The following is an 18,378-nucleotide window of genomic DNA, read 5'->3' as shown; positions in this document are numbered from 1 at the left end:
CCATATTGGTCGACAGTGATCATATAAATCGTTTCTGCGCTGATTTCCAGAGGCTCTGCTTTGCAAGTCTGGATGGTGCGTTCTCAACCAGAAAGGTTTAAGTCCTTGGGATAACGCTCGGGCCCTACATTCTTGTACTTATTGTTCTGTTGCCATTTCTTGGCAGCCTGGCGTCGGCGTTCATTCTCAATACGACCTCTCGGGATCTACCCGTGGCGGTTGCCGCAACGGTAACCGCGTGCTGTCTCGCCCTGTGCATACTGGCTTATCCGAACGTCGTTGACGGAAACGTTCTGCGCTTCGAGGCGGAGTGGCTTCCGCAGTTCGGCCTTAATTTCACGCTGCGCATGGATGGTTTCGCCTGGATTTTCTCCACGCTGATCACCGCCATCGGTTTGCTGGTTGTTCTCTACGCCCGTTATTACATGTCGGAAGACGATCCGATCCCTCGTTTCTTCTCGTTTCTCTTGGCGTTCATGGGCGCCATGCTCGGGATTGTCGTATCCGGCAACGTAATCCTGCTCTCCGTCTTCTGGGAGCTCACAAGCATATTCTCGTTCCTGCTGATCAGCTACTGGCACCACAATGCTGCGGCACGCGATGGTGCGCGAATGGCGCTCACCATCACCGGGATCGGTGGCTTTTGCCTGCTGGTCGGAATGCTTCTCCTGGGTAATATCACCGGCACCTATGATCTCGACAAGATCCTTGCCTCCGGCGACGTGATCCGCGAACATCCACTCTATCTTCCGACGCTGATTTTCATTCTTCTCGGCGCCTTGACGAAAAGCGCGCAGTTTCCCTTTCATTTCTGGCTGCCCAATGCGATGGCGGCACCGACCCCGGTTTCGGCCTTCCTCCATTCGGCAACCATGGTAAAGGCTGGTGTGTTTTTGCTGGTGCGTCTATGGCCCGCGCTTTCCGGTACCTATGAATGGTTTTTCCTGGTCGGCCTTGCCGGAATGCTTACGCTGTTACTAGGCGCCTATTTCGCCATTTTCCAGCAGGACTTGAAGGGGCTCCTGGCCTATTCGACAATCAGCCATCTGGGGCTGATCACCACTCTGCTCAGCCTTGGCAGTCCGCTCGCGACCGTAGCCGCGATTTTCCATATGCTGAACCATGCGACCTTCAAGGCGTCGCTCTTCATGGCGGCGGGCATCATCGACCATGAAACCGGAACACGGGACATGCGCCGTCTGAGCGGCCTTTTGCGCTACCTGCCCATTACGGCAACGCTTGCCATGGTCGCCAGCGCAGCCATGGCCGGGGTGCCGCTGCTGAACGGGTTTCTCTCGAAGGAGATGTTTTTCGCAGAAGCCGTCGAAACACATGCCGATTCCTGGCTTGACCGGATTCTTCCCTACGTTGCCACGCTTGCTGGCGCGTTCAGCGTCACCTATTCGCTTCGCTTTATTCATACGGTGTTTTTCGGACCGAAGCCTGAGGGCTTGCCGAAGTCGGAGCCGCACGAGCCGCCGCACTGGATGCGGTTTCCGATCGAGTTCCTCGTTATCGTCTGCCTGATCGTCGGGATCGTTCCTTCGATTTCGATCGCACCCTTTTTGGCGACGGCGGTCATGAGCGTACTCGGCGCAAAAACGCCTGAATACAGCCTTGCGATCTGGCACGGCTTCAACATCCCTCTTCTGATGAGCGCCATCGCTCTCATCGGTGGTGTTCTGATTTATGTTGCTATTCGTCGCTACCTGGCAATGTGTGAGGATGGACCGCCCTTCATTCGCCGTCTACGCGGGCAACGAATATTCGAGCGCGTTCTTGTCGCCGTTTCCTGGCGCTGGGCGCGCTGGGCCGAGAGCAGGATTGGCACCCGCAATCTTCAGCCACAACTTCGCTGGATCGTTTTCATCGGGTTCCTTGCCGGGTTGTTACCGCTATGGTTGGCGGGTTTCGAAGCGCGCCCCTTCGTCTTCACCGGCGTCGACCCGGCATTCGCCGTGCTGTGGGCGCTGGGTGCTGGAATGTCGCTGGCCGCAGCCTATCTCGCCAAATACCACCGGCTGGCGGCACTTGTCCTGCTGGGCGGCGTCGGTCTGGTCGTTTGCGTAACCTTCGTGTGGCTCTCTGCACCTGACCTGGCGATCACCCAATTGCTGGTAGAAGTCGTGACGACAGTCCTGATCCTGTTGGGTCTGCGCTGGTTGCCGAAACGAAATGCTCTATTGGTCGATCAGATGACGATTCGCGCACGCGCACGGCGTTTCCGGGATCTGGTGCTCGCTGTTTCTTGTGGCATCGGCATGTCCTTCATCGCGTTTGCGGTCATGACGATGCCGGTGCCCGATGCGATTGCCAACTATTTCCTTGAGAATGCCTATTCTGAAGGGGGCGGGCGTAACGTCGTCAATGTCATTCTGGTCGACTTTCGCGGCTTCGACACGATGGGCGAAATTGCGGTGCTTGGTGTCGTCGCGTTGACAGTCTATGCGCTTCTGCGACGTTTCCGCCCCGCCGCCGACAGCTTTGCCGTGCCCGAGCAACAACGTATTCAGGCTCGGTTCGACGAGGAGCAGCCGGAACGTGCTCCGGGTGACACCGTACGCGACTACCTGCTCGTACCATCCGTAATCATGCAATGGATGTTCCCCGTCATCATCACATTCGCGGTTTATCTTTTCATGCGCGGACATGACATGCCGGGCGGTGGATTCTCGGCGGGGTTAACAATGTCGATCGCCTTCCTTCTTCAGTATCTCGCGGGCGGCACGCGCTGGGCGGAAGATCGCATCCGTATTCTACCGCTTCGCTGGATGGGAGTTGGTCTCCTGACTGCGATGGCAACAGGAATGGGAGCCTGGCTACTTGGCTATCCCTTCCTCACCTCGCATTTCCAGTATCTCGACCTGCCTCTTGTTGGCAAAGTACCGGCAGCGACCGCGCTCTTGTTCGATCTCGGCGTCTTCATGCTCGTTGTCGGCTCGACCGTGCTGATACTCGTGGCACTTGCGCACCAGTCGATCCGCATCAATCGCTTGCGGGCCATGGAAGCGGCCAAGGCGGAGGAAACCTGATGGAACTGATTCTATCTCTTGCCATCGGTGTGATGACGGGATGCGGCGTCTGGCTGATCCTGCGTCCACGCACATATCAGGTGATCGTCGGGCTTTCGCTTCTGTCCTATGCTGTAAATCTGTTTATTTTCGGCGTCGGCGGAGTGAAGAGCAACATGCCTCCGATTCTGTCGGACGATGTTCTGCCTGCCACCCTTTCCGATCCGGTTCCGCAGGCATTGGTGCTGACGGCTATCGTCATCGGTTTCGCAACGACAGCTTTGTTTCTCGTTGTCCTTCTCGCATCGCGCGGGCTGACCGGTAACGACCATGTCGATGGACGCGAGGAACAGCGATGATCCAGTGGTCGCATCATCTGATCATCGCACCCATTCTAGTGCCTCTCCTCGCAAGCGCACTGCTGCTCTTTCTGGACGAGCGTCAACGCGTTGCCAAGGCAATGATCAGCGTCATCTCGACGCTGCTTCTGGTCCTCATTGCTTTCATCCTGTTGAAGATCGAAAGCGGACCGAACGACTTTGGCGGCGTTTATCTGCTCGGGAACTGGGCTGCGCCATTTGGCATCGTCCTAGTGCTGGATGGGCTTTCCGCACTCATGCTTTTCCTGGCGGCTCTACTCGGAATTGCGGCGCTGGTCTTCTCGCTTGCACGCTGGCATGCCAAAGGCGCGCATTTTCACAGCATGTTCCAGCTCTTGCTTGCGGGCCTGAACGGCGCCTTTCTAACCGGTGACCTGTTCAATCTCTTCGTCTTCTTCGAAGTCATGCTGGCTGCGTCCTACGGGCTCATGCTCCACGGATCCGGTCCGCTTCGCGTCAAGGCAGGCATGCACTACATTGCGGTCAATCTGGTCGCCGCGCTGTTCTTCCTCATTGGTGTCAGCCTGATCTACGGAACGGCTGGAACACTGAACATGGCGGATCTGGCCGCCCGCCTTCCTCAGATCGAGCCGGATCGGCTCATGCTGTTGCAGGCAGGGGCGGGCGTACTTGGCGTGGCGTTCCTGATCAAGGCGGGTATGTGGCCGCTCTGCTTCTGGCTGCCAACGGCCTACAGTGCCGCCTCGGCGCCCGTTGCCGGAATCTTCGCCATTCTCAGCAAGCTCGGCATTTATGTCATTCTTCGGCTCACCATGCTGCTGTTTGGCGATGGGCCGCTGGATGGATTTGGCGCCAACGCGCTGTTGCTGGGTGGCATGGTCACCTTGATCTACGGCATTATCGGGGTGCTCGCCTCCCAGGCTCTTGGTCGTCTGGCCGGGTACTCGGTACTCGTGTCGTCCGGTACGCTCTTGATGGTTCTCGGCATCAATGATGGGGTCGTTTCATCCGGAGCCTTGTTGTATCTGGTCAGTTCGACATTCACCATCAGTGCGTTTTTCATGCTGATCGAGCTTGTGGAACGAGGGCAGGATGCGGGCGCAAACGTTCTCGCCGTCACGATGGAAGCCTATGGCGAGGGTGACGAGGACGGGATCGACGAAGCCGAAGGCGTGACTATGCCTGGAACCATGGCTATTCTCGGTCTTTGCTTTGCCGCCTGTGGCATATTGCTTGCCGGACTGCCGCCCCTCTCGGGGTTCATCGCAAAATTCGCAATGCTCTCAGCCATGCTTGGTGCCGGTGCAATTGGGGTGCCGCCTACCGCTGCGGTATGGACCCTGATCGTTCTCGTTATCCTGTCCGGCGTTGCATCGCTGATCGCCATGACACGCGTCGGTATCCGGACGTTCTGGGGCTCGCTTGAAGGAACGGTGCCACGGGTCCTGGTCATCGAATTGACGCCTGTCATGTTCCTGCTGGCGCTGACATTGCTGCTGACCGTATGGGCGGGGCCTGCGATGCAGTACATGGATACGACCATCCGCACACTGGGCAACCCTGCCAACTACATTGAGGCCGTCCAGAAGGCGTATCGGGTTCCGGGATATCAAGGCGCACCGACAAAGGTGGGAGACCCCTGATGCTTCCGTTCCCGATCTTGACCTTCTGTTTGATGATCATGTGGATGCTACTCAACGGCTTCACGCTTGGTCACCTAATCCTCGGCTCTTTGGTCGGATTCGTTGCTGGCTGGGCGCTCGCATCCTTGCGTCCGGAGAAGCCTCGTCTCAAAAAATGGTATCTTTTGCCGAAACTGGCCGCGATCGTGATTGTAGATATCATCCGCTCCAATTTCTCCGTGGCGCGATTGATTGTCATGGGACAGAAAAGGCCCGATTCCTCCGGGTTTATCCTTTTGCCCGTCCAAACGGAGAATCCCTTTGCGCTCGCAGTTCTTGCTGTAATTCTGACATCCACGCCCGGATCTGCCTGGCTGGAATATGACTCGCGCAACAAGACAGTGCTTTTGCATGTGCTTGATCTCATTGATCGAGACGAGTGGGTTGCGATGATCAAAAACCGGTACGAAGTGCTGTTGCTGGAGATTTTCGAATGAGTGCAATCATTCTGCTGACAGCCGTTTCTTTGGCTCAATTCATATTCGCACTCGCGATGGTCATCGCCTCCGTTCGGATGTTGCGCGGACCGCGTGCTCAGGATCGGATTATCGCTCTGGACACGCTATACATCAACGCAATGCTGCTGCTTGTCACATTCGGGATTGGTACTGGAAGAACGGTCTATTTTGAGGCAGCCCTCGTGATCGGCATGCTGGGCTTTGTTGCAACGGTTGCTCTTGCCAAGTTTCTGATGAGAGGGGAGGTCATTGAATGATACAGCCAATTTCCGATTTCCCGGTGTGGGCCGCAATCGCGGTTGCTTTTTTCCTCTTGTTGGGTGCGGCACTCACACTCATCGGTACGATCGGACTTCTTCGTTTGCCGAGTTTTTACGAGAGGCTACATGCGCCGACCCTCGGGACGAGTTGGGGCGTCGGCGGTACGATGGTTGCTTCCATGATCTTTTTCACCGTGGGTGCGGAGCGGTTTGTCATCCACGAAATTCTGATCGGAATTTTTGTCACGGTAACAACGCCGATAACTTTCATGCTTTTGGCAAGGGCTGCGCTTCACCGCGATAGAGCGGAAGGCGATCAGCAGGTTCCACACAAAATGGACATCAGCCGCGCAACGGAGGCTGAATAGCGTCATCCCCATGCGCCACGAAGTTAATATTGGATTTATCTGATATATACCTGAATATTGGTAATTGTGGGATATGCTGCTGCGCAGTATAGTCGCAACCACTGTTCGAAGCAAAGTGAAGAATTTAACGTTCGTACATCCTGCCGATGCATGTATTCACTGACGTAACCGTTCAGAGAAGCAAAGAAAATTTGAAGCATCCACTCGGGCCGCATCAATCGCGGCCCTTTTCTTTTCCTGCACTACTTCAAACCTGTGTCCGATGTGATGACGGCCCATTGTGCCATCTCGCCAAGTGTCGGTGCGCAAGAGGATGACCCTTCAATAGATGCATGCGCCGGTGGCGGTTCCTCGCCCTTGCAAAACATGCTGACCAGAACATCCAGTATTCGCGCCACGCGTGCATCCGCGATTGAATAGTAGATCTGACGTGATTCGCGTCGCGTCTGGACCACGCCAGCTTGGCGCAACTCTGCCAGTTGCTGGGAGAGGCCTGGCTGCTTGAAACCAAGCCCTTCCTGTATTTCGCCGACTGAGACTTCGCGTCCCGACAGGAAGCAGAGCAGCATCAGTCTGCTTGAGGTTGAAAACAGGCGAATGAATTCAGCCGCTTCGCCCGATGCTTCTATCATTTGCTCGAGTGGGAGAGTCGTTTTCCTCATTTTGAGCGCTCCCTGAAGTACCAGATATCTCCGTGTGGGACAGCAGATGCGTCGTCAAGCGAAGCAGCGGCAGGTTCCATGAGCTTGTCGCCAACTTTCCAGCCTTCAGGGGTGAGCGCCTGTTCCCGGTCTGATGTCTGCAAGGCCTCAACTAAGCGCAGAAGCTCCGCAACAGAGCGCCCCACTGTCATCGGATACCATACAATGGCGCGGATTATGCCGGATGCATCAATAACGTAGGTTGCGCGGACAGTGGCGCTTCCGGAGGAATGCCGGTCCAGCATGCCGTAGGCGCGTGCAATGGCCATGCCGGAATCTTCGATCAGCGGGAAATCAACTCTGACGCCGAAGCGCGTCTCTATATCCTGCAGCCAGGCGAGATGAGCATAGAGGCTGTCGACCGAGAGCCCCAGAAGGGCGCATTTCAAGCGTTCGAATTCGGGGGCCGCCTTTGCGAAGGCTATGAACTCGCTTGTGCAGACCGACGTAAAATCGGCTGGATGCGAGAAGAGAAGCAGCCAGCGCCCTCGGTAATCTGACAGCTTCACGAGGCCGCGGGTTGAGCGCGCTGTAAATTCTGGAGCGGGATCATGGATGCGCAGAGCAACTGCTCGTTCCACGGTGCAATCTTCTGACAAGCGAATCTCCTGTTTTGCCGAGAAAACATATCGCGGCAGGCGCCAAACCCAAAACCAAACATACATAGTTGCATAGTTACCGTAAATATGTATTATTGGCGTAAACGGAGATTGTCGCCATGTTGGATGCGCCGCTGGAATTTGCCTCGAAGATCGTTGCTTCAGCTCTGGAAGAGCCTTCCTCTAGACCGCTAGTGAGATCGTTCTTTGACCCTGCAACATATACGGTTACGCATGTCGTGCGCGACCCTCGCTCAAGCGCGTGTGCCATCATTGATAGCGTTCTCGATTACGATCCTGCCTCAGGTCGGACGATGAATGCCTCTGCACGAGAAGTGATTGATTACGTAAAATCCGAAAGTCTCGAGGTTCAATGGCTTCTTGAAACGCATGCGCATGCCGACCACCTGTCTGCTGCCCCGCTTCTGCAGAAGGAGCTTGGTGGGCAGCTTGCTATCGGCCGCGAAATCATTCGTGTCCAGGAAGTCTTCGGCAAGATCTTCAATGCGGGTACGGAGTTTCAGCGCGACGGCAGCCAGTTCGACCAACTGTTTCAGGATGGCGATCGATTCAAGATCGGCTCACTCGATGCGACTGTTCTTCATGTTCCAGGACATACGCCCGCATGTCTTGCCTATGTGATCGGCGATGCCGTTTTTCCCGGCGATACCTTGTTCATGCCGGACTATGGTACGGCGCGTTGTGATTTCCCCGGCGGCGATGCCCGCACCCTGTATCGCTCTATCACGCGGTTGATGCAGTTACCCGGTTCTACGCGCATGTTCCTATGCCATGACTACAAGGCGCCGGGTCGAGACAACTATGCGTGGGAAACTACGGTCGCGGAGCAACGTCAAGGTAATATTCATGTCCATGACGGGGTTAGCGAAGACGAATTTGTAAAAATGCGGACGGAGCGGGACGCTACACTTGCGATGCCGAAGCTCATCCTGCCGTCGGTGCAAGTCAACATGCGGGCGGGCAAGTTGCCTGCGGCGGAAGACAATGGCGTGCAGTACCTGAAAATCCCGATCAATACGCTTTGAGGGCGGCAGCAAGCGATGTCTTATAGTTCATTCCTCTTGCCCTTGGCCGGCGGTCTGCTGATCGGTTTGTCGGCGGCGATTTATCTGCTGCTAAATGGCCGCATCGCCGGGATTTCCGGTCTTGCCGCGTCCGCCTTTGGATTGACGGGCTCAGGCATCAGTTGGCTCGGCGTCGGCTTTCTGGGCGGCATCCTGGCAGGGGCTGCATTTGCGGCCTCATTCCTTCGGTTCCCAATCATCGAAGTGTCTTCGTCGCCGCTTCTTCTGGTCGCGGGCGGTCTCATCGTTGGCTTCGGCACACGGCTCGGCTCCGGTTGTACCAGCGGTCACGGTGTGTGTGGTCTGGCGCGCCTGTCTCCGCGCTCCATCGTCGCGACGGTGGTTTTCATGTCGGTTGCCGCTGTCACCGTCCTGATCATGCGTCACTTTCCGGGGGTAAGCTCATGAATGCTCGGGTTATCGTCGCAGTCGTTGCGGGTATCCTTTTCGGAATCGGCCTGGTTATCTCGGATATGATCAATCCGGCGCGTGTCCTTGCCTTTCTCGATGTTGCCGGTGATTGGGATCCGTCTCTCGCTTTCGTCATGGGAGGTGCCTTGATTCCGTCGGCGATCGCGTATCGCATCAAGGCTCGCCGCCAAATCCCCGTGTTCGATACTTCATTTCATGTTCCTAAGAATCGAAATCCGGACCGTAAGTTGATCGCGGGCTCTGCCCTTTTCGGACTGGGCTGGGGTCTCGTGGGCTTGTGCCCAGGGCCGGCTTTCGCCGGTCTTGCTCTTGGCAGATGGGAAATCGTTCTGTTCGTCGCCGCGATGATCGGTGGTATGGCGATCCATCGCCTGTTCCAGAACCGTTTTGCTTAGGTCAGGGAGCTTTCACCATGGTTCTTGATCCGATGCAATACGGGCTCGGCGGGCTCTCAGGCGTACTGGTTGGCTTTACCCTTGGTCTCTTCGGGGGCGGGGGGTCGATCCTTGCGGTTCCACTTATGGTTTATCTGGTTGGGGTCCCAAATGCGCACATGGCAATCGGTACCAGCGCCTTTGCCGTCTCTGCGAATGCGTTCACAAACTTGTTGGGCCACGCACGCGCCGGTCATGTGAAATGGCGTTGCGCCGGTGTGTACAGCGTGGCCGGTATTCTGGGAGCCTTGATCGGCTCTAGTATCGGCAAGCTGGTCGATGGTCAAAAGCTGCTGATGCTATTCGCTTTCCTGATGATTTTCGTGGGTGTTCTCATGTTCCGGAAACGGGGATCGGAAGGGAACCCGGGTGCCCAATGTTCGAGAGAGAACGTTTCCAAAGTCGCCGGTTTTGGCGGAATGACGGGAATTTTCTCCGGTTTCTTCGGCATCGGCGGAGGCTTTTTGATTGTCCCGGGGCTTATTGCTTCCACGGGCATGCCTATTCTGTTCGCAATTGGTTCTTCCCTTGTGGCTGTCACGGCCTTCGGACTCACGACCGCGCTGAATTATGCGATTTCGGGTTATGTGGATTGGGCGCTTGCAGGAATTTTCATTGCGGGCGGCATCTCGGGCGGGCTAGCGGGTGGGGTCGTTGCCGATCATCTGTCTACAAAAAAGGGAACTCTGAATACCCTCTTTGCCGGATTGATTTTCGCCGTTGCTCTTTACATGCTTTATCGTGGCTTCTGGGAGATTCTTGCATGATACCCTTCCAGGTTGAACTATAAGGTCTTTGATTCTCTGGCTTGAAATGTTCCGGAATCTGTCGGTATGCTTTAGCGAGCGGTGGGCCTTGAGCACGCTTGGTTCACCCGACCTCCCCAGAGAAGGAACAACAAGATGACCTATTCGAACCGCCTGCGCGCTTCTGCGATGGCGCTTGGTATTGTCATGGCCGGCACTTTTGGTGCGGCCGCACAGGCCAAGACCCTGACCATTTCATGGTGGGGCTATAACGGCGACAAGCTGAACGCCAACATCATCGAGCCGTTCAAGAAGATCTGCGGCTGCGACATCGTCTTCGAGACGGGCAACAACGCTGATCGCCTCAACAAGCTGAAGCTTCGCGATGGAAAGGGCGTTGATGTCATTTACCTGACCGACAGTTTCTCGCAGATTGGGATCGCCGAAGGCCTCTTCCAGAAGGTTGATCCGGCGAAGCTGCCGAACCTGGCCGATCTCTATGACATCGCCAAGAACCCGCAAGGCGGTTACGGCCCAGCCTATACCATTGGTCGTGTTGGCATCGTCTACGATAGTGCCAAGGTCAATCCTCCGATTACCTCTTGGAACGATCTGTGGCGCGCCGATCTGAAGGGTGCCGTCACGCTTCCGGGCATCACGACGACGGCTGGTCCGATGGTGGTTCTGCAGGCTGGCAAAAATGCCAAGGTTGATGCTTTCAGCGATGCGGACAAGGCTTTCGAATCCATCGGCAAGCTGAAGGCCAACGTTGCGAAGAACTACAATACCGGATCCGAAATGGTGAACCTCGTTTCCACGGGTGAAGCCAAGGTTGCGGTGACGCAGGACTTCACGCTGGCCTCGCTGAAGGCTGCGGTCCCGACCATGACCTGGGCGCAGCTCTCGGACGGTGATATCGCGACGCTGAACACCGTCAACATTCCAAAGGGCGCGGAGAATGTCGAACTGGCCTATCAGTTCATCAACTTCATTCTCTCCAAGGAAATCCAGCAGATCGAGGCAGAGCAGGGCGTTGACGCGCCGGTGTCTACCAAGGTGCAACTGACGCCGGAACAGGCCAAGATCTGGACCTATGGCGCAGACATGATCTCCAAGCTGAACCGTTTGGACTATGTGAAGCTGAATCAGGCGAAAACCGACTGGATTGATCGCTGGAACGAAATCTTCAGCAAGTAAGTGCGGATATTTGATGATATTTGCGTCGGCCCGGTATTTTGCCGGGCCGACGCACTTGATTGCATTGCAACATTTGGGCATTCTTGCGCTCTAGATGCGGTATGTGCCGCGAAAATTCTCCATTGAAATCTGGAAATCGCTTCCGATGAATGCTTGCGGACAGGTGGCTTCGAAACAAGATGGTTAAACGTTTAAGCCCCTGGCTTTTGGCGGGTCCCGCGACATTGCTGGTCCTGATCTTCCTGATCTTTCCTGTCGGTTCTACGCTTTTTGCAACATTGACGGATGCCAAGGGTTGGCTTGCCCCCTACATGGCGTTCTTCAACAGCAGCCTGCGACGCACGGTCCTGATGCGGACGATCGAGATTTCGCTGATTACGACGGTTATCTCCGTCGTTCTAGGTTTTATCGCCGCCTATGTGGTCGCGCATATGCCGGGGCGCCTGAAGAGCATCATGATCATCGCCGCCGTCTTCCCGCTGTTGACGGGCGTTGTTGTCCGTTCATTCGCGTGGTTGATCCTGCTCGGAAAGAACGGAATCTTGAATTCTGCGCTTCTTTCGCTGGGCCTGATCGCAGAGCCATTTTCCATGCTCTACACCAAGGGCGCTGTCATTGCGGCCATGGTCTATCTGTTCGTACCGTTGATGATCCTGACCCTTGCGGGCGTCCTGGAAGGTATCCCCAAGGATGTGGTTGAGGCCGCGTCTTCGCTTGGCGCCAAGCCGTTTGCGGTGTTCCGCCAAGTCATCCTGCCGCTTGCCATGCCGGGCCTCATCATCGGCGCCGTGCTCGTTTTCACAGGAAGCTTTACCTCCTATGCCACTCCGCAACTCCTGGGCGGCGAGCGACAAATGATGATGGGTACCTTCCTCTATCAGCGGGCAATGGTGACGTTTGACTGGACTGGTGCCTCAACGGTTGCCGCCATCATGGTTGTCGTGACGATTGCCATCGTTGTCCTGATGACGCGGCTTGCGCGCCGCATGAACCCCATGGCAGCATGATCATGCAGACAAAGCTTCATCCCGCGCTGATCGCGATTGCGTCTCTCATCTTCCTGATTTTGATCGCGCCCTTGTTCATCATCCTGGGCGCCGCTGTCAGCGATACGCCTTTCCTGACCTTTCCCCCGCAGGGTTTCACGCTGAAGTGGTTCAGCAATATCTTCCAGATCGAGGCGTTCCGCACCACCGCCATCACCAGCCTCCAGATCGCGTTTCTCGGAACATTTCTGGCGCTGCTCATCGGTATTCCTGCGGCCTATGCATTGAACAGGTTCAAGATCCGCCTGCCATCCTGGCTTTCCAACGTCTTCGTCCTGCCAATTCTTGTCCCGGAGATTGTGCTTGGCTTCTCTCTGATGAAGAACATCACGATCGGTCTGCAATTGCCGGTCTATACCACGCTGCTGCTGGGGCATACGCTTCTGGTGCTCCCCTATGCGGTGCGTGTGGTGGGCGCAAGCCTTGCGTCTTTTGATTTCTCCATTGAGGAGGCCGCGATCAGCTTGGGGTGCCCGCCGCTGAAAACCTTCCTCACTGTTGTGCTACCCAACATCAGCGCCGGGGTGGTCGCCGCGTTTATTCTCGCCTTCATCACGTCGATCAACGATGTTTCGATTTCGCTGTTTCTCACCGGTCCAGGTGTCTCCACGCTGCCGATCCAGATTCTTGCGCATATGGAACAGTTCTTCGACCCCACCATCGCCTCGGTTTCGGTTCTGCTGATGCTGCTGACTGTTGGCGTCATGGCCATTGTAGAAGCCACCCTTGGCCTTACCTTCCTGACAAAGTGAATCGCTGTGACCGTATCTCTGACGCTCGAAAATGTTTCCGCCCACTACGGCTCCACGCAGGTGCTGAAGGATCTCACGCTTGCGGTGGCTGCAGGTGAACTCGTGTCTCTTCTGGGCGCCAGCGGATGCGGCAAGACCACGACATTGCGGCTTGTGGCTGGGTTTCTCCAACCAAGTAGTGGGACGATTCGCCTCGGCGACCGGGATCTCACACGCCTTCCCGCGCATCAGCGCGATATCGGTCTGGTGTTTCAAAATTACGCCCTGTTCCCGCATCTTTCTGTGCGCGATAACGTTGCCTTCGGCTTGAAGCAGCGGGGAGCTGACGCGGCGGAGCGGAAAAAGCGCGCAGACCGCATGCTGGAGCGCGTCGGTCTTTCAAGCTTCGCAGACCGCATGCCTGCGGCCTTGTCCGGCGGTCAGAAGCAGCGCGTCGCGCTGGCTCGTGCTCTCGTCATCGAGCCGCCTCTGCTGATGTTCGATGAGCCACTCTCCAACCTGGACGCCAAGTTGCGCGTCGACATGCGGGTCGAGATCCGCCGCCTGCAACGGGCAAACGGCACGACCTCGCTTTATGTCACGCATGATCAGGAAGAGGCCTTTTCGATTTCCGACCGTGTTGCGATCATGAATGCTGGCCGCATCATGCAGCTTGATACGCCAGAAGTGCTATACCAGCGGCCTGCCAATAGTTTCGTCGCGCGGTTCGTCGGGTTTGAAAACCTGATTGACATGACCGTCGTTGAGCGTCTCGGCGAAACGGTCACGGCCCGTACCAAGGACGGCGCACTGCTTCAGCTTTCCCAGGAACGTCTCGGTGCAATACCGGATCGCTTCATTCTGGCTGCACGACCGGATGGTCTGGCCGTTACGCGAGACGGGAACGGAATTCCGGTAACCCTCGGAATCCGCACCTATCTTGGCCGCGCCTATCAGTACCAGTGCGCAGCCGAGGGGCAGAGCTATCTCGGTAATGGCTCTCTCAGCGAACCGCTGGAGACGGGGGATCGCGCCGTTCTCTCTCCAGTGCCGGAGCAGTGCTGCATTCTACCCGCTGACGGGTGACCTTCAATCAGCCGGTCAGAAGACGACCGGCTGCACCTGTCCTGTCTGAACGTTGACGAGCCCTTGCGGAGCGTAATTGCTTGGCGCAACGAGTACCCAGCGCCAAGGTGCACAAGTCAGTGTCGCAAAGGCGAGTCGCTCCGGAAAGCCGGGAAACCAGCGCGGGCTGAAGGTCGGCTCATACATCCAGTCGATTTTTTCGCCTTCCGCATAAAGCGTCTGCATCTCCTCATGCAATTCTTCTGGCGGGCGGCACGTCATCAGTCCCGCTACTTCGTAGCGAACAGTCGCGACCACCTCTCCGCCTCTGACAAGCGCCCAACCACCGTCGTTGGCGGCAATGGCGTTCACGGCCTTCGCCATGGCTTCATCGGAAGAGCCGACGCACCAGATATTGTGCTTGTCATGTGCCATGGAGCAGGCAAGAGCCGTATTCGGCGTGCGCGGTCCGCAACCGATCCAGAACATTTTTGAGACGGCGCCCTTACCCGAAAAGCGATCAATCACCGAAAACTTGGTAATGTTGCGCGCTTCATCCCGCTGGACCTGCCCATCCACGACCGGCAGCTCGAATGTCAGAAAATCGTCATCCCAATGAAACGGGCGAAGGACCGCGGCCTTCATGGTTTCTCGACCCGGCTCAGCCTGGATGGCGAAATCCGCAGCGGTGAGGTCGCGTCCAATATTGATTGTCTTCGTTGCCCATTCCGGCCAGTCAATCCTGGGAACATCGAGCAGATAGCTCTTGCCCTCGGATACGTGCTGCCCATCTGCCCAGACTTTTGCGATCTCCAGCCGCTGTACATCAGACAAGAGGACGATGTCAGCGTAACGTCCCGGCGCGATCGATCCGACCCAGGGTGTGAGGCGCATATGACGGGCAGGATTGATGGTGGCGCACTGGATGGCGATCTCTGGTGCAAGTCCCGACTCGATGGCGAGACGGACGTTATAGTCGGTCGCGCCCATTTTCAGTGTGTCGGATGCGCTGCGATCGTCCGTGGTGAAGGCGATCTGCGACCAGTCCTGGAGGCCCTTTTGCAGGAGACCCTTGATGACATCCGGCAGGCTGTGAGGACGCAATTCCATGAACAGTCCATGGGTGAGTTTGTCCCAGAACTCTTCGAACGTCCAAGCTTCGTGATCTGACGAAAGTCCGGCGGCAGCAAAGGCGTTGATGGTCGGAAGATCGCGAATGCCTGCGGCATGTCCTTCCACGACGCCGCGCTGCTCGAATGTGGCGCGGATCATCCCCCAAAGTCGGTCATAGGAGGGGTTGTCGCGATTCCAGACGGCGGGCCAGTCCATGACCTCGTCAAGACCGGCAACCATGAGGCTCTCCTTGAGAAAGGCCTTCTGCTCGTCATAACCAAGAAAGCCGCCACCATGCTCGTAGCCTGTCGGCGGTACGGCAGAGCCGGGCAGTGGGAAGATTTTGAGCGGCGATCCGGCCTCGCGTGCCTTCAGCCAGAATTCCAGCGTCTTCGCGCCATTCACATTGGAAAACTCGTGGCTCGCCTCGCAAGTCCAGGTGTTGCCACGGGGGAGCACAAGTGCTGCCTCGTATTCCGGTGTCAGATGCGAGCTTTCGATATGCTTGTGGACCTCGCCCAGACCAGGGATTGCTGCCAGATCCGGTTCATGGACGCGCCTTTCGACCTGGCCCGTATAGCTTCCTGCCGGACCGACATAGGCGATGCGGCGCCCTTTGATGACAATCTCCTGATCCATGCTCCAGGTGCGCGTCGCCACATCCAAAAGACGACCCACCCGCAAGGCGGTATCTGCGGGTTGCTTGCCCAGTGCAACGAGCGTCAACTCCTGACGGATGGCCACCTCTGCCGCTGAACTCGGGTTGATGTCCAAGGAGTGGCGGTGGGACGTGCTGGTCATCGGGGAACTCCCTCGCTGGATGCGAGTACTGAAGGAAACTAAATCAGTTCAATGGAATAGATGCTTCACCGAATAGCGGCAACTGTCAAATTAGCCAGTGGATTTCATAGCGCGACGGCTTCTTTTCCGTCTTCTTCGATGCGGCGGATAATCGGATAGACAACCTGACCGTCCTCTTCCCCGCGGGGAAAGTGTCCATCCCGGTGTCGCTTTTCGGCCTCCTTGTAGCCCGCGGGGGAAACGCCAATATAGTGCTTGAACATGCGGGAGAAGTAATAGCTATCGAGATAGCCCACCATTTCCGCCGTCTGCTTCACTGAACGGCCTGCTGCCAGCAGGCCCATCGCGCGCTCCATCCTTTTGAATTCCTGATATTTTGTCGGCGTCAGACCCACCTGTCGTCTGAAAATGCGGCGGAAGTAATCCACATTATAGGGGATGGACGCCAGGACGAGGTCCACGATCTCGTTGTTGAGCGGTTCGGCAGCGATGCGGCTGGCAGCGACCATGACCGCAAGTGACAGAGCATCGGGATTGTCGACGGTCGCTTCCACCTGCTGACGCCACCCCAGGAACGCCGCCTCGATATAGGCAATCAGGAACACCATGAACATGTGATGCTGGGCAAGCGTTGTGGATGACAAGGGTGCGGTCTCTCGATAATGCCTGACGAGTGGTTCCAGCATGTCCCAGCGGGGCAGATGCACCGCGCGCCGCAGTTCCATCTGCTGAATCATGTCCATCCGACCGAATACATCCAGCGTGAAGTGCTGTGCAGCACCCGTATAAAGTTCGGACGATGTGGACCGGCCGATAAAACGGGTGTTGGCATCGATCAGCAGAGCCATTCCCGGCCGTATTTCGATAACCTCATCTCCAATAGCATAGGTCGCTGATCCTGTAAGACATATGATAAGATCGTGAACGCTATTCGATTTGTCGATCATCCAGCTGGGTGAGTGCAACATCTTGATCGTAGAACGGGTTAGCTTCAGAGTCAGGGCATGAACCGGAATTGCGCCCAAAGGCCCATGTTCGTTTTTATCCATCTTTTTGTCCTGAAGCCTCTATTCTCTTCAACTCGTATGACAAGGATATTACGCCCAACTGATGGAGTTGCATAGCTCTATCGCCTGTTCAATGGGAGGAGCGGGTCAAGATCGTACCAATCAGGGGAATTTTCGCTGAGGGGATAGGATTTTACCGACGACTTTAGATGCAGATTTCAGACTATAAGATTATTCATCGTCCGGCTAACTGCGTAAGCGCCTTCAGACCCATTTCTGATGCTGGTCCGGTGCAGCAAATGCCGAATGCCGGCTACCTAGACCTGTATGACATGTTCTTCGGCCGCAGGAAATGCGGAGGTTGGGCATGAGCGGGGATAGCCGTTTCCTGGGGTTGGTCTACCTGGCGCCCTACATCATCGGGTTGATGGTATTTACGGCACTGCCATTTGCAGCGTCGTTCTATCTCAGCTTCACCGATTACAACCTGATGAGCGCTCCGGTCTTTACCGGTCTCGAGAACTACGTGAAGCTGTTTACCAGCGATCGCACATTCCGTAAGTCGTTGTGGGTTACGCTGGTTTATGTGTTCACGACGGTTCCGCTGAAGCTGGCCTTCGCACTCTTCATAGCGGTCATTCTGAATTACAAGCTGAAGTTCATCAACTTCTTCCGGACCGCCTTCTACGTACCTTCCATTCTCGGTGGATCGATCGCCATTGCGGTCATGTGGCGCTATCTGTTTGCGGATGTCGGCATCGTGAACATGGGCCTGGCTGCCATCGGCTTCGAGCCGGTCAACTGGTTCGGCGACCCGACCAATGCGCTGTTCACCATCACGCTTCTGCGGCTTTGGCAGTTCGGCTCGGCCATGGTGATCTTCCTCGCGGCTTTGCAGAGCATCGATAAGTCTCTCTATGAGGCAGCCTCCATTGACGGCGCGGGCAAATTCGCCACCTTCTGGCACATCACCATGCCGCTGATCACGCCGGTCATCTTCTTCAACCTGATCATGCAGATGGTTCAGGCCTTCCAGGAGTTCAACGGGCCTTACATCATCACGCAGGGCGGTCCGCTGAAGTCCACCTACCTCCTGCCTCTGTACATTTATGAGGAGGCCTTCAAGCGGTTCGATATGGGCTATGCCTCCGCAATTGCCTGGGTTCTCTTTGCCATCATCATGGTCCTGACCGTCATCGCCTTCTGGTCTTCGCGCCATTGGGTCTACTACGCCGGCGACAAGAGGAGCTGATCCCGTGACAGATCACGCACTTTCCACACCACTCTCCGTTGATCGCGAA

General features: G+C 56.4%; 19 protein-coding genes. 15 read left to right on the top strand and 4 right to left on the bottom strand.

Annotated elements, in window-relative coordinates; all coding sequences use genetic code 11:
• The first annotated feature begins 110 nt into the window (after nucleotides 1-110).
• From ASD54_RS22575 to mnhG, 6 genes are read left to right on the top strand one after another with little or no spacing between them, the layout of a single operon-like run.
• Complete coding sequence (locus ASD54_RS22575) at nucleotides 111-3,032, top strand: monovalent cation/H+ antiporter subunit A (protein WP_062556795.1); 2,922 nt, start codon at nucleotides 111-113, stop codon at nucleotides 3,030-3,032.
• Complete coding sequence (locus ASD54_RS22570) at nucleotides 3,032-3,370, top strand: Na+/H+ antiporter subunit C (RefSeq protein ID WP_062556794.1); 339 nt, start codon at nucleotides 3,032-3,034, stop codon at nucleotides 3,368-3,370. Before ASD54_RS22575 ends, ASD54_RS22570 begins: the two co-directional genes overlap by 1 nt.
• Complete coding sequence (locus ASD54_RS22565) at nucleotides 3,367-4,995, top strand: monovalent cation/H+ antiporter subunit D (RefSeq protein ID WP_062556793.1); 1,629 nt, start codon at nucleotides 3,367-3,369, stop codon at nucleotides 4,993-4,995. The genes ASD54_RS22570 and ASD54_RS22565 overlap by 4 nt, the downstream gene beginning before the upstream one ends.
• On the top strand, nucleotides 4,995-5,471 hold the full coding sequence (locus tag ASD54_RS22560) for a Na+/H+ antiporter subunit E (protein WP_062556792.1): 477 nt from the start codon (nucleotides 4,995-4,997) through the stop codon (nucleotides 5,469-5,471). Before ASD54_RS22565 ends, ASD54_RS22560 begins: the two co-directional genes overlap by 1 nt.
• A complete protein-coding gene (locus ASD54_RS22555) occupies nucleotides 5,468-5,749 on the top strand; it encodes a K+/H+ antiporter subunit F (RefSeq protein ID WP_062556791.1) in 282 nt (93 codons plus the stop codon). The genes ASD54_RS22560 and ASD54_RS22555 overlap by 4 nt, the downstream gene beginning before the upstream one ends.
• Entirely contained in the window at nucleotides 5,746-6,120 is a 375-nt protein-coding gene (mnhG, locus tag ASD54_RS22550; protein WP_062556790.1) for a monovalent cation/H(+) antiporter subunit G, read from the top strand. Before ASD54_RS22555 ends, mnhG begins: the two co-directional genes overlap by 4 nt.
• A gap of 242 nt (nucleotides 6,121-6,362) precedes the next feature.
• Here mnhG and ASD54_RS22545 read toward each other — a convergent pair whose 3' ends face one another.
• Together ASD54_RS22545 and ASD54_RS22540 are read right to left on the bottom strand one after the other, a co-directional pair.
• Entirely contained in the window at nucleotides 6,363-6,782 is a 420-nt protein-coding gene (locus tag ASD54_RS22545) for a metalloregulator ArsR/SmtB family transcription factor (protein ID WP_062556789.1), read from the bottom strand.
• Entirely contained in the window at nucleotides 6,779-7,402 is a 624-nt protein-coding gene (locus tag ASD54_RS22540; protein WP_244484823.1) for a peroxiredoxin, read from the bottom strand. Before ASD54_RS22540 ends, ASD54_RS22545 begins: the two co-directional genes overlap by 4 nt.
• Nucleotides 7,403-7,539: 137 nt before the next feature.
• On the opposite strand from ASD54_RS22540, the gene ASD54_RS22535 reads away from it, so the two are divergent.
• The 8 genes from ASD54_RS22535 to ASD54_RS22500 all read left to right on the top strand — a co-directional run bounded on the left by ASD54_RS22535 (nucleotide 7,540) and on the right by ASD54_RS22500 (nucleotide 14,177).
• Nucleotides 7,540-8,466: an MBL fold metallo-hydrolase gene (locus tag ASD54_RS22535; RefSeq protein ID WP_062556788.1), complete on the top strand. Its 927-nt coding sequence runs from the start codon at nucleotides 7,540-7,542 to the stop codon at nucleotides 8,464-8,466.
• Nucleotides 8,467-8,481: 15 nt separating this feature from the next.
• Nucleotides 8,482-8,913: a YeeE/YedE family protein gene (locus ASD54_RS22530; RefSeq protein ID WP_062556787.1), complete on the top strand. Its 432-nt coding sequence runs from the start codon at nucleotides 8,482-8,484 to the stop codon at nucleotides 8,911-8,913.
• Nucleotides 8,910-9,332, top strand: a complete 423-nt coding sequence (locus ASD54_RS22525) for a YeeE/YedE family protein (RefSeq protein WP_062556786.1) — start codon at nucleotides 8,910-8,912, stop codon at nucleotides 9,330-9,332. The genes ASD54_RS22530 and ASD54_RS22525 overlap by 4 nt, the downstream gene beginning before the upstream one ends.
• Before the next feature lie 17 nt (nucleotides 9,333-9,349).
• On the top strand, nucleotides 9,350-10,138 hold the full coding sequence (locus ASD54_RS22520; RefSeq protein WP_062556785.1) for a sulfite exporter TauE/SafE family protein: 789 nt from the start codon (nucleotides 9,350-9,352) through the stop codon (nucleotides 10,136-10,138).
• Between the two features lie 168 nt (nucleotides 10,139-10,306).
• Nucleotides 10,307-11,314 carry an ABC transporter substrate-binding protein gene (locus ASD54_RS22515; protein ID WP_062556928.1) on the top strand — a complete coding sequence of 336 codons (1,008 nt, stop codon included), beginning with the start codon at nucleotides 10,307-10,309 and terminating at the stop codon, nucleotides 11,312-11,314.
• A 179-nt stretch (nucleotides 11,315-11,493) separates the two neighbouring features.
• Complete coding sequence (locus ASD54_RS22510) at nucleotides 11,494-12,321, top strand: ABC transporter permease (RefSeq protein ID WP_062556926.1); 828 nt, start codon at nucleotides 11,494-11,496, stop codon at nucleotides 12,319-12,321.
• A complete protein-coding gene (locus ASD54_RS22505; protein WP_062556927.1) occupies nucleotides 12,321-13,112 on the top strand; it encodes an ABC transporter permease in 792 nt (263 codons plus the stop codon). Before ASD54_RS22510 ends, ASD54_RS22505 begins: the two co-directional genes overlap by 1 nt.
• A 6-nt stretch (nucleotides 13,113-13,118) precedes the next feature.
• Entirely contained in the window at nucleotides 13,119-14,177 is a 1,059-nt protein-coding gene (locus ASD54_RS22500) for an ABC transporter ATP-binding protein (RefSeq protein WP_062556784.1), read from the top strand.
• Between the two features lie 15 nt (nucleotides 14,178-14,192).
• Here ASD54_RS22500 and ASD54_RS22495 read toward each other — a convergent pair whose 3' ends face one another.
• Both ASD54_RS22495 and ASD54_RS22490 read right to left on the bottom strand, forming a co-directional pair.
• Entirely contained in the window at nucleotides 14,193-16,070 is a 1,878-nt protein-coding gene (locus tag ASD54_RS22495) for an adenine deaminase C-terminal domain-containing protein (RefSeq protein WP_062556783.1), read from the bottom strand.
• A 104-nt stretch (nucleotides 16,071-16,174) separates the two neighbouring features.
• Nucleotides 16,175-17,119 carry an AraC family transcriptional regulator gene (locus tag ASD54_RS22490; protein ID WP_062556782.1) on the bottom strand — a complete coding sequence of 315 codons (945 nt, stop codon included), beginning with the start codon at nucleotides 17,117-17,119 and terminating at the stop codon, nucleotides 16,175-16,177.
• Nucleotides 17,120-17,444: 325 nt separating this feature from the next.
• Between ASD54_RS22490 and ASD54_RS22485 the strand changes: the two genes are divergently transcribed.
• A complete protein-coding gene (locus ASD54_RS22485; RefSeq protein WP_062556781.1) occupies nucleotides 17,445-18,329 on the top strand; it encodes a sugar ABC transporter permease in 885 nt (294 codons plus the stop codon).
• Nucleotides 18,330-18,378: the final 49 nt, after the last annotated feature.

The organism is Rhizobium sp. Root149 (genome assembly GCF_001427345.1).
In the GTDB taxonomy this organism is placed as follows: domain Bacteria; phylum Pseudomonadota; class Alphaproteobacteria; order Rhizobiales; family Rhizobiaceae; genus Neorhizobium; species Neorhizobium rhizoryzae.
This window is presented reverse-complemented; position numbering and strand designations above follow the sequence as displayed.

Coding starts and splice junctions, on each gene's coding strand:
- ASD54_RS22570 (WP_062556794.1), top strand. CDS start 3,032: ATGGAACTGATTCTATCTCTTGCCATCGGTGTGATGACGGGATGCGGC.
- ASD54_RS22565 (WP_062556793.1), top strand. CDS start 3,367: ATGATCCAGTGGTCGCATCATCTGATCATCGCACCCATTCTAGTGCCT.
- ASD54_RS22560 (WP_062556792.1), top strand. CDS start 4,995: ATGCTTCCGTTCCCGATCTTGACCTTCTGTTTGATGATCATGTGGATG.
- ASD54_RS22555 (WP_062556791.1), top strand. CDS start 5,468: ATGAGTGCAATCATTCTGCTGACAGCCGTTTCTTTGGCTCAATTCATA.
- mnhG (WP_062556790.1), top strand. CDS start 5,746: ATGATACAGCCAATTTCCGATTTCCCGGTGTGGGCCGCAATCGCGGTT.
- ASD54_RS22545 (WP_062556789.1), bottom strand. CDS start 6,782: ATGAGGAAAACGACTCTCCCACTCGAGCAAATGATAGAAGCATCGGGC.
- ASD54_RS22535 (WP_062556788.1), top strand. CDS start 7,540: ATGTTGGATGCGCCGCTGGAATTTGCCTCGAAGATCGTTGCTTCAGCT.
- ASD54_RS22530 (WP_062556787.1), top strand. CDS start 8,482: ATGTCTTATAGTTCATTCCTCTTGCCCTTGGCCGGCGGTCTGCTGATC.
- ASD54_RS22525 (WP_062556786.1), top strand. CDS start 8,910: ATGAATGCTCGGGTTATCGTCGCAGTCGTTGCGGGTATCCTTTTCGGA.
- ASD54_RS22520 (WP_062556785.1), top strand. CDS start 9,350: ATGGTTCTTGATCCGATGCAATACGGGCTCGGCGGGCTCTCAGGCGTA.
- ASD54_RS22515 (WP_062556928.1), top strand. CDS start 10,307: ATGGCGCTTGGTATTGTCATGGCCGGCACTTTTGGTGCGGCCGCACAG.
- ASD54_RS22510 (WP_062556926.1), top strand. CDS start 11,494: ATGGTTAAACGTTTAAGCCCCTGGCTTTTGGCGGGTCCCGCGACATTG.
- ASD54_RS22495 (WP_062556783.1), bottom strand. CDS start 16,070: ATGACCAGCACGTCCCACCGCCACTCCTTGGACATCAACCCGAGTTCA.
- ASD54_RS22490 (WP_062556782.1), bottom strand. CDS start 17,119: ATGGATAAAAACGAACATGGGCCTTTGGGCGCAATTCCGGTTCATGCC.
- ASD54_RS22485 (WP_062556781.1), top strand. CDS start 17,445: ATGAGCGGGGATAGCCGTTTCCTGGGGTTGGTCTACCTGGCGCCCTAC.